Source organism: Candidatus Binatus sp. (assembly GCF_030646925.1).
Lineage (GTDB): Bacteria > Desulfobacterota > Binatia > Binatales > Binataceae > Binatus.
In genome coordinates this window covers 1-8,085 of sequence record NZ_JAUSKL010000061.1, presented here as the reverse complement: position 1 = coordinate 8,085, position 8,085 = coordinate 1, and the positions used below count along the sequence as shown (strand labels likewise).

General features: G+C 61.1%; 10 protein-coding genes and 1 other RNA gene. 8 read left to right on the top strand and 3 right to left on the bottom strand.

Going from position 1 to position 8,085, the window contains the following annotated elements:
- Positions 1-54: 54 nt before the first annotated feature.
- Together Q7S58_RS09545 and Q7S58_RS09540 are read right to left on the bottom strand one after the other, a co-directional pair.
- The gene (locus Q7S58_RS09545) at positions 55-516 is read right to left on the bottom strand and encodes a phosphatidylglycerophosphatase A (RefSeq protein ID WP_304824102.1); all 462 of its coding nucleotides are present in this window, start codon (positions 514-516) and stop codon (positions 55-57) included.
- A gap of 72 nt (positions 517-588) precedes the next feature.
- Entirely contained in the window at positions 589-1,410 is an 822-nt protein-coding gene (locus Q7S58_RS09540) for an AAA family ATPase (protein WP_304824099.1), read from the bottom strand.
- A 195-nt stretch (positions 1,411-1,605) separates the two neighbouring features.
- Here Q7S58_RS09540 and Q7S58_RS09535 point away from each other — a divergent pair, with 195 nt between their 5' ends.
- The 6 genes from Q7S58_RS09535 (at position 1,606) to Q7S58_RS09510 (ending at position 6,218) form a co-directional block, all read left to right on the top strand.
- The gene (locus Q7S58_RS09535; RefSeq protein WP_304824096.1) at positions 1,606-2,475 is read left to right on the top strand and encodes a 3'(2'),5'-bisphosphate nucleotidase CysQ; all 870 of its coding nucleotides are present in this window, start codon (positions 1,606-1,608) and stop codon (positions 2,473-2,475) included.
- A 62-nt stretch (positions 2,476-2,537) separates the two neighbouring features.
- Complete coding sequence (locus tag Q7S58_RS09530) at positions 2,538-3,305, top strand: RNA methyltransferase (RefSeq protein ID WP_304824093.1); 768 nt, start codon at positions 2,538-2,540, stop codon at positions 3,303-3,305.
- Between the two features lie 154 nt (positions 3,306-3,459).
- Complete coding sequence (hisH, locus tag Q7S58_RS09525; protein ID WP_304824090.1) at positions 3,460-4,080, top strand: imidazole glycerol phosphate synthase subunit HisH; 621 nt, start codon at positions 3,460-3,462, stop codon at positions 4,078-4,080.
- 3 nt (positions 4,081-4,083) lie between these two features.
- Complete coding sequence (hisF, locus tag Q7S58_RS09520; protein WP_304824087.1) at positions 4,084-4,884, top strand: imidazole glycerol phosphate synthase subunit HisF; 801 nt, start codon at positions 4,084-4,086, stop codon at positions 4,882-4,884.
- Positions 4,881-5,294, top strand: a complete 414-nt coding sequence (ribH, locus tag Q7S58_RS09515) for a 6,7-dimethyl-8-ribityllumazine synthase (protein ID WP_304824084.1) — start codon at positions 4,881-4,883, stop codon at positions 5,292-5,294. The genes hisF and ribH overlap by 4 nt, the downstream gene beginning before the upstream one ends.
- Positions 5,295-5,396: 102 nt before the next feature.
- Positions 5,397-6,218, top strand: coding sequence for a tetratricopeptide repeat protein (locus Q7S58_RS09510; RefSeq protein ID WP_304824105.1), 822 nt, complete (start codon positions 5,397-5,399; stop codon positions 6,216-6,218).
- An 18-nt stretch (positions 6,219-6,236) separates the two neighbouring features.
- Here the strand turns inward: Q7S58_RS09510 and smpB are convergent, their stop codons facing one another.
- Positions 6,237-6,731: an SsrA-binding protein SmpB gene (gene smpB, locus Q7S58_RS09505; RefSeq protein WP_304824082.1), complete on the bottom strand. Its 495-nt coding sequence runs from the start codon at positions 6,729-6,731 to the stop codon at positions 6,237-6,239.
- 163 nt (positions 6,732-6,894) lie between these two features.
- Between smpB and ssrA the strand changes: the two genes are divergently transcribed.
- Positions 6,895-7,253: a transfer-messenger RNA gene (gene ssrA, locus Q7S58_RS09500) on the top strand.
- Positions 7,254-7,375: 122 nt separating this feature from the next.
- Positions 7,376-7,999: a hypothetical protein gene (locus Q7S58_RS09495; RefSeq protein WP_304824079.1), complete on the top strand. Its 624-nt coding sequence runs from the start codon at positions 7,376-7,378 to the stop codon at positions 7,997-7,999.
- Positions 8,000-8,085: the final 86 nt, after the last annotated feature.

The window sequence follows — 8,085 nt, the reverse complement described above, 5'->3', positions numbered from 1 at the left end:
AATCATCGTGATCTCCTCGAGAACGCGCGAACAAATCTGCCGGAATATAGATAACTACAACACGCGCGCGATTACGTGCAGCACCATATTCGCATAGATCGCCGCCGCCAAATCGTCCAGCATCACGCCCGCGCCGTTGCGCAGCTTGCGATCGAACCAGCTCGCGGGCCACGGCTTCATCACGTCGAGCACCCGAAAGATCAGGAATCCAAGCATCAGGTAGGGAAACGATCGTGGATTGCCGAACATCGTCGCCGCCATCCCAAGCACTTCGTCGATCACGATCTTCGAGCTGTCATGCTCGGCGAAAATTTTCTCGGCGCGATCGGAAATCCAGCAGGCAATCGCGAACAAGGCGACGAACACAACGAGGCAGAGCGCTGGCGATCGCATCCACAGCGGTCCGAAGAAAATCCAGATGAACAGCAGTCCGACGATCGAGCCGGCGGTTCCCGGCGCCACCGGAGCATAGCCAGTATAAATTCCGGTGGCGAAAAAGATTATCAGCGGGCGCATCAGGTAAGTCGGATGCGCGAAGATAGCATGACCATTCGCGTTGAGTAAGCGAGCTTTCGGCGCGCCGCCCGATCAGGTGGTCGTCAACGTGATCGGAACTTCCTCGGCGCCGACTTCGACCGCCGCGACGCCCTCGACCTTTTGCGCGACGCCGATCACCAGATCGTCCCACGGCGGCACCAGGCCGGGTCCGCTCACGCGCACGATTCCCGAGGTGCACCCGACCGCGACTTGCGCGTCGCGGATCTGCGGATGAGCCATCAAGGCCGCGTGCACGCCGGCTGCGATCGCCGCGTCGCGCATCACGAGCATCCGCGCGCTGTCGGATTCCGCGTCGAGGTTGCGGGCGATCGCGGCGAGGGTCGCGGCAAAACAGCTCAGCGAGTGGCGCGCGGTGTTGATCGTCACGTCGTAATGAATCGGATCGTCGAGGTCGATTCCGAACAGACTCTGCGTGCGAGCTTTCACCGTGGCGTCGAAATCGCGCACGCGTTTTTCCGCCGCGGAATGATCGAGTTTCTCCTCGGCCGCGACCTGCTCCACGCGCATCGCGAACGGCGCCATCGATCGCACCCGGATGCCGCAGCCGTTCTCCGGCAGGAAGTGCGACGAGCTGCGGCCCGCCACCACCAGTCCGTCGTCGGCCGCCTCGCGCAGCATCACCGCGCGATAGTACGCGAGGTAGCGCGGGCTCTCGGTCTTCAGCCGTTCCCAGAAGTGCGGATTGTGCACGTCGAACCATTTCATTTGCTCGGCGCTGACGTTGAAGCGCGTCGCAGTTTCGGCGATCAACTGCTCGCCGGTGCGGAATCGGTAGCCGAGTTCCCTTGCGGTGAGCTCGCCGAGTTCGATTCCGCGGCTGCCGATTTGCTGGCTAATCGCAATTACTGCCATGCAGGTTCCCCACGCTTTGCGCAATCTGCCCCAGCGCCATCTTAGGGTCAAGATCTGGAAACGGCAAACCACGCGCGATGGAATCGATGCTTGGGTGCGGATAGGATTCTAATCTTTATGCGATTCGGCCCTGCGGCCCGAAGTCGGCTTCGCGGGCTCGCGGATGCGATTCGATCGCGCCGCGCCGAGGTGGAGATGCAAGCAGATTCGAAAATCAAAAACGCCGCACCCAGCGCCAAATCGGGCGGCGCGCGCGCGGCGGCAGACGACGATCTGAAACGCGAACTGGCGCTCGCCAAAAAAGCGGCGCGCGCGGCAGGCGAGATATTGCGCGGACACTGGCGGCGCGGCGGCTACGAGATCGGCTCGAAGGGCCACGACAATCCAGTCACGCAAGCGGACCTCGAAGCGGACCACGCGATCAAGAGCCTGCTCCGCGAGCCGTTTCCCGACTACGGCTGGCTCTCCGAGGAAACCGTCGATAACGACGCACGGCTCAAATGCCGCCGCGTGTGGATCGTCGATCCGCTGGATGGCACCAAGGAGTTCATCCGGGGTGTGCCGGAATTTTGCGTCGCGATCGCGCTGATCGAAGACGGCGTGCCGATTCTTGGAGTTACCTACAATCCGATCAAGCGCGAGATGTATTCGGCGGCGCGCGGCGCCGGATGCTATCTCAACTCGAAACGGGTTCACGTCACTCGCACCAGGACACTCAAGCGCGCGACCGTGCTCGCGAGCCGCAGTGAAACGGCGCGCGGCGAATGGCAGGTGTTTCACGGCGTGATGAAAGTCAGCCCGACCGGCAGCGTCGCATACAAGCTCGCGCTGGTGGCGGGCGGGAAAGGCGACGCGACGTTTACGCGCTCGCCGAAGAGCGAATGGGATATCGCATCGGGCGCGGCGCTCGTGATGGAGGCCGGCGGCAGCATCACGGATATCCGTGGGCGCGAGCTTCGATTCAACCAACGCGTGGTGAAGCTAGAAGGACTGATCGCGGACAATAAGCTGCTGCATCGGGCGCTGATGGAAGTCGCACCGCATCCGGCGCTGAAGTCGAAGTAACTGGCCAGCCGTAAGCTCTTGCCGACTCGGCACGTGCGCGCGCCCTCCGCTAAGATGGTCGCGTGTCCGCGCACGACAATATCGCATTCGTGCTCTTCAAGCCGCGCTATGCCGGCAATGTCGGCGCGGCGGCGCGCGCGATCAAGAACATGGGCTTCGCCGATTTGCGCCTGGTCGCGCCCGAACTATCCGATCGCCGCGACGCATCCGCGATGGCGGTCCATGCCGACGACGTGCTGGCCGCCGCGCGCACCTTTCCCGATCTCGCCGCTGCGCTCGCCGATGCCACCATCACTGTGGGCACCACCTGCCGCGACGGCCCGTACCGCAACGCGTCGCGGCCGCCCCGCGATACTGCAGCGCACCTCGCAAGCCTCGCCGAAACGAACTCGATCGCAATTGTCTTCGGGCCCGAGGATCGCGGCCTGACCAACGATGAGCTCAAGCTCTGTCATCGGCTGATCGCGATTCCCGCGTCGCCCGAATATCCGTCGCTCAACCTGGCGCAGGCGGTGATGGTTATCGCGTACGAAATGAGGCTCGCGCTCGAGACCTCCGATACCGCGCCGCCGCCGCTCGAATTTGTGCCGTCGAGCGATTCCGAGGCGATGCTCGATCGGATGACTGAGGCATTGCTCGCGATCGGGTTCCTTCCCGAGAACAATCCCGATCACATCATGTTTGCGCTCCGCGGAATTTTCGGCCGCAGCGGACTCACGGCGCGCGAAGTGGATATCCTGAACGGCATGGCGCGGCAAATCCGATGGGCCGGCGGCGGTGGCTTTCGCACGATCGAGGAAAAGCGTCGTTCCGGCAAGAAACTGCGATAACGCCGCCGCGCCGTTCCTGTCGGTCAATCTTCGGATCCTTTTCCTGATTGCGTCCTGCTTCCAAGCTCCAATCACCTGTTTGGGTGAGAAGCCGACTCACGCTATCATCGAATGTTCAGCAATTCGCGCATCGGATTAACCGTATACCTGAAAAATGATCGCGATCGTCGATTACAAGGCCGGTAACCTGACCAGCGTCAAGCGCGCTCTCGAATATCTCGGGCACGAGTGCGAAATCACCGATCGCGCCGCGAAAATCCGCGCCGCCGATCGCGTGATTCTGCCCGGCGTCGGCGCCGCCGGCGCCACCATGGAAAATCTCCGCGCGCTGAACCTTGCCGACGTTTTGCGTCACGACGTCGCGCGCGCCGGCAAGCCCTTTCTCGGCATCTGCATCGGTATCCAGGTCCTGCTCGATCGCAGCGAAGAGGATCGCGCCGATTGCCTCGGCATCATCGCCGGCCACGTCGCACGCTATCCGCGTTCGCTCGACGGACGCCCGCTCAAGGTGCCGCAAATCGGATGGAACCGCGTCCGCCAAACGCGCGCGCATCCCGTGTTCGCAGGCGTGCCCGACAATACGCATTTCTACTTCGTCAATTCGTACTACCCGATTCCCGACGACCCATCGATGACCATCGCGACGTGCGAGTACGGTGTAAATTTTGCCGCCGCAATCGCGCGCGACAACGTGATCGCTACTCAGTTCCATCTCGAAAAAAGCGGCTCGGCGGGGCTCAAGATGCTCGACAATTTCTGCCGCCTGAATTTCTAGACGATGCTCGCCAAGCGAATCATCCCCTGCCTCGACGTGCGCGACGGCCAGGTCACCAAGGGCATCCGCTTTCTCGAAAACGTCGATGTCGGCGATCCGGTCGCGATGGCGCGCTACTACTACGAGCAGGGCGCCGACGAAATTGTTTTTTACGACATCACCGCGTCCAACGAGCGGCGCGGGATCATGCTCGACGTGGTGCGCTCGGTCGCGCGTGAAATTTTCATCCCATTCAGCGTCGGCGGCGGACTGCGCACGCTCGACGACATGCGCGCGGTGCTGCTCGCCGGTGCGGAGAAAGTCTCGATCGATTCCGGCGCGGTGCGAAATCCCGGCCTGATCGCGGAAGGCGCGCGCGCCTTCGGCAGCCAATGCGTCGTGCTCTCGATGCAGGTGAAAAACACCGGCGTGCGTCCCGAAATTCCCACCGGTTATGAAGTCGTAATCGACGGCGGACGCCATCCGACCGGCCGCGACGCGCTCGCGTGGTCGCTCGAGGGCGAGCGCCTCGGCGCGGGCGAACTATGCATCAATTCGATCGATCGCGACGGCACCAAGCTCGGCTACGATCTCGAAATCACGCGGCGGATCAGCGAAGCGGTCTCGATTCCCGTGATCGCGTCGGGCGGCGCTGGAGAACCGGCTCATCTGCGCGACGCATTCACGCACGGTCTCGCCGACGCGGCGATCGTTGCGTCGATCGTGCATTACGGCGAGCATCCGATTCCGGAGCTCAAGTCATATCTGAAAAGCAACGGCGTCGAGATTCGAGACGCGGTCACGATTGACTTAGGTGTACGATGAAAATTGCCTTCGTTGTCGCGGAGTTCAACTCCGAAGTCACCGCCCCGATGGAAGAACGCGCGCGGAGCCACGCCGCGGCGCTCGGCGTCGAAGTCGCTCGCGTGATTCACGTCCCAGGCGTTTACGACATGGGCCCCATCGTCAAGGCGCTGCTCAGGCGCGAGGAAATCGCGGGCGTCGTGATGATCGGCGCGGTGATCAAGGGCGACACCAATCACGACGAATTGATCTCGCACGCGATTGCGCAAGCCGGCATCGCGCTCGCGATCGAATTCGAAAAGCCGGTCGGGCTTGCGATCACCGGCCCCGGCATGACGGACGATCAGGCAGTGGCGCGAATCGACAACGTGAAAAATGGCGTCGAGGCGGTCGTCCGCGTCGCGCGCGCGCTCGCGGAAATCCGCAGGTAACCGCAAGCCATCGCGATCGCTCAACAGTTGTTAAGAAAGTTGCGCGTGCTCCGTTGAGAGCGTGCCTCTGACTCCTTATACTCGGCGCTGGTGGCGGTGAAGATGTTAGCGGCGGGCGGAGGGGGCGAGACTTTTTCGACGCGTACGGCTGCGAGAATTCTCGCGGTTACTCCCGAACGAATCCGCTACTGGGTCAAGCGCAATCTGATTCGGCCGAGCCAATCCGACGGGCGCAATTATCGCTTCGCCTTCAGCGACCTGCTCGAAATGCGCCTCGCCAAGGAGCTGCTCGGCAGCCGCCAGCATATCGATCCGATGCAGCGTTCGCTCGAGCGCGTGCGCGAACTGGTCGCGCCTGAGCGAACGTTCACGTCGCTCAAGCTCGTCAATGACGAAGGCCGTATCGTGGTGCGCGACGGTCCAGTGCTGATCGAAGTGCAGACCGGCCAGTTGATTTTCGATTTCGACGGCGGCTATCGACGCGGCAAGGTCGAGGATCGATTCGGGCCCGCACGGGTTCGCGAGCGCTTCGAGGAAGCCCGCCGGATCGCCGAAGATGATCCGCTGCGCGCGCTCACCCTCTACAGTGAATTGATCAGTCGCGAGCCCGGCAACTTCGAGGCCCACATGCGCCTCGCGATTTTGCTCGAGCGCGAAAACGATCTCGACGGCGCGCTGCGTCATCTGCTCGGCGCCGCCGTAATCGTTCCCGCCAGCGCCGAAGTGCATTTCAAGCTCGGCTTGCTCTACCGCAAGAAGGATGAGAATCAGCACGCGCTGCTGAGTTTTCAGCGCGCGCTCGAATGCGATCCGGCGCTGGTCGAAGCGCATCGCAACCTCGCCGAACTGTACGACTCGATGGGCCGCAAGCGCGACGCCAATCGCCATCTAAGCGCGATTCATCGCCTGATCAAAGGCGACTAATTTTAACAGAAGTTCGGCTTAGCGATTGCGAGTCTTCATCGCGCGCTCGATCTCGCGATTCGAAGTCTTGCGCGCAATCTCTTCGCGCTTGTCGTAAGTGTGCTTGCCCTTGGCGAGTCCGATCTCGACCTTGGCGCGCCCCGCCTTGAAATAAATCTTGAGCGGGATAATCGAATAGCCCTTCTCACGCACGCGCCCCCACAGCCGATTGATCTCACGCCGATGAAGCAGCAGTTTGCGTGCGCGCGTCTCCTTATGGCTGAACTGGCCGGCCGGCGCGTACGCTCCGATATGCACCCCCTCGAGAAACGCTTCGCCGTTCTTGATGCGCGCGTAACTGTCGCGCAGATTCGCGCGATGCGCCCGCAGCGACTTCACCTCGGTTCCCGTCAGCGCGAGACCGGCCTCGAGCGTCTCCTCGACGAAGAAATCGTGCCGCGCTTTGCGGTTATCGGCGACGAGATCGAATCCGTCGGGTCCTTTATTTGATGGTTTGCCGTTCTGCCGCGCCATAGCCGGATAACTTTAGCTGATTACGCGACGCCGCGCCGAGCACACTATGCGCATCGCGCTCAGATAAGGTTGCGCGCGCCGCGATCGAGCCTTACATTAGATAGGTAACCGTTCAGCAGTGGCACGTCATATCGCGCGATGCGGAATGAAGCTCACACACGATGGGGGCGAACCGGATTCGACGAAGACAACAGGGCCACGGTCGCACGCCGGGTGCTGTCGACCCGCAAACCAGGCAGACTGCGAAATTTACCCGCAGACAATAACGGTTACGCTCTGGCGGCCTAAGGGCCGCTAGCGTCCCGCCGCTGTTCGCCCATGACAGCGGGCCGGGGCGTCATTTAGTGGGCTAGGGAACCGCAGTTCACCGGCTGAGCGGACTCCCGAAATTTCAGCCGGCTGTGCGTCAGGAAAGCCCGTCCGTGGGCGCTCCGGACGCGAGCTAGAAATCGCGGAATAAGCGTGTAGTGGCCGTCGCCGGAAGGCCTTCGGACGGGGGTTCAATTCCCCCCGCCTCCACCACTTTTTTTTCTGGTCAGGAAACGGCTTGCTGACAAGTGCCATTGCCCGATTGGCAGCGTTCATTGGAGCGGTTCGCCAAACTCGCCGAAGGTGCGGGCAGACGTTCTAAGATATAGCGGGCAATGAAAAGCCGGTTCAAGAGAGTGTTCGGTGTTGACGTCAAGGGAACCCGGTCAGTTGTCGTCTTGGACAAGAGTTATCTGCAAGGAGTGACCGCACAGGAGCTACGCTTTTACGTGAAACACGGGTGGATATTTGGCGTAACAGAAGTTCTTCAGTATGAGCATTTTCGGAAGTGGGATCGATGGAGGTTTGCGAATCTGGTCAAGCTCAAAGCCATTGAAAAACACATTGTGCTCCTCCCGGGAATCGGCGAAATGTTCAGAGCGGAATCAAAGAAGCGAAAACCAGCGTCGCAAGTTCTGCGGATCAAAGGAATCACACTGACTGATAACTTAACGCCCGGGCGTCGATTTTTTGAATTGGACGATGACACGAAGAGAATTGCGGCCGAAAGGACGGTTGAACTAGAGAAGCGACTCGACATTTTGATCGGTGTTTGGACCGATTTTAAGCAGATACCGGAATTTGATGGTGCAAAATCTGAAGATATGCCAGCGATCGTGGAGGCCAAAGCGCTTCAAATTCGTGATGATCCCGATGATATGCGCGGTTTCTACCAGAGACATCGGGTGGTGTCGGTCAAGTGGTGGAAAGGGGAGCATCAGGTATCTGCGACGAGTTGAGCAGTTGAAGTATCAACTTGCTACTACGCTGCCTCCGGTTGTGTACTGACGATGGTTAGGTCTTGCCAGCCGACCAAGCGGCGCAG

Bases quoted from the DNA above. Each gene is read 5' to 3' on its own strand.
- Q7S58_RS09545 (WP_304824102.1), bottom strand. From the start codon at position 516: ATGCGCCCGCTGATAATCTTTTTCGCCACCGGAATTTATACTGGCTAT.
- Q7S58_RS09540 (WP_304824099.1), bottom strand. From the start codon at position 1,410: ATGGCAGTAATTGCGATTAGCCAGCAAATCGGCAGCCGCGGAATCGAA.
- Q7S58_RS09535 (WP_304824096.1), top strand. From the start codon at position 1,606: ATGCAAGCAGATTCGAAAATCAAAAACGCCGCACCCAGCGCCAAATCG.
- hisH (WP_304824090.1), top strand. From the start codon at position 3,460: ATGATCGCGATCGTCGATTACAAGGCCGGTAACCTGACCAGCGTCAAG.
- hisF (WP_304824087.1), top strand. From the start codon at position 4,084: ATGCTCGCCAAGCGAATCATCCCCTGCCTCGACGTGCGCGACGGCCAG.
- ribH (WP_304824084.1), top strand. From the start codon at position 4,881: ATGAAAATTGCCTTCGTTGTCGCGGAGTTCAACTCCGAAGTCACCGCC.
- Q7S58_RS09510 (WP_304824105.1), top strand. From the start codon at position 5,397: ATGTTAGCGGCGGGCGGAGGGGGCGAGACTTTTTCGACGCGTACGGCT.
- smpB (WP_304824082.1), bottom strand. From the start codon at position 6,731: ATGGCGCGGCAGAACGGCAAACCATCAAATAAAGGACCCGACGGATTC.
- Q7S58_RS09495 (WP_304824079.1), top strand. From the start codon at position 7,376: ATGAAAAGCCGGTTCAAGAGAGTGTTCGGTGTTGACGTCAAGGGAACC.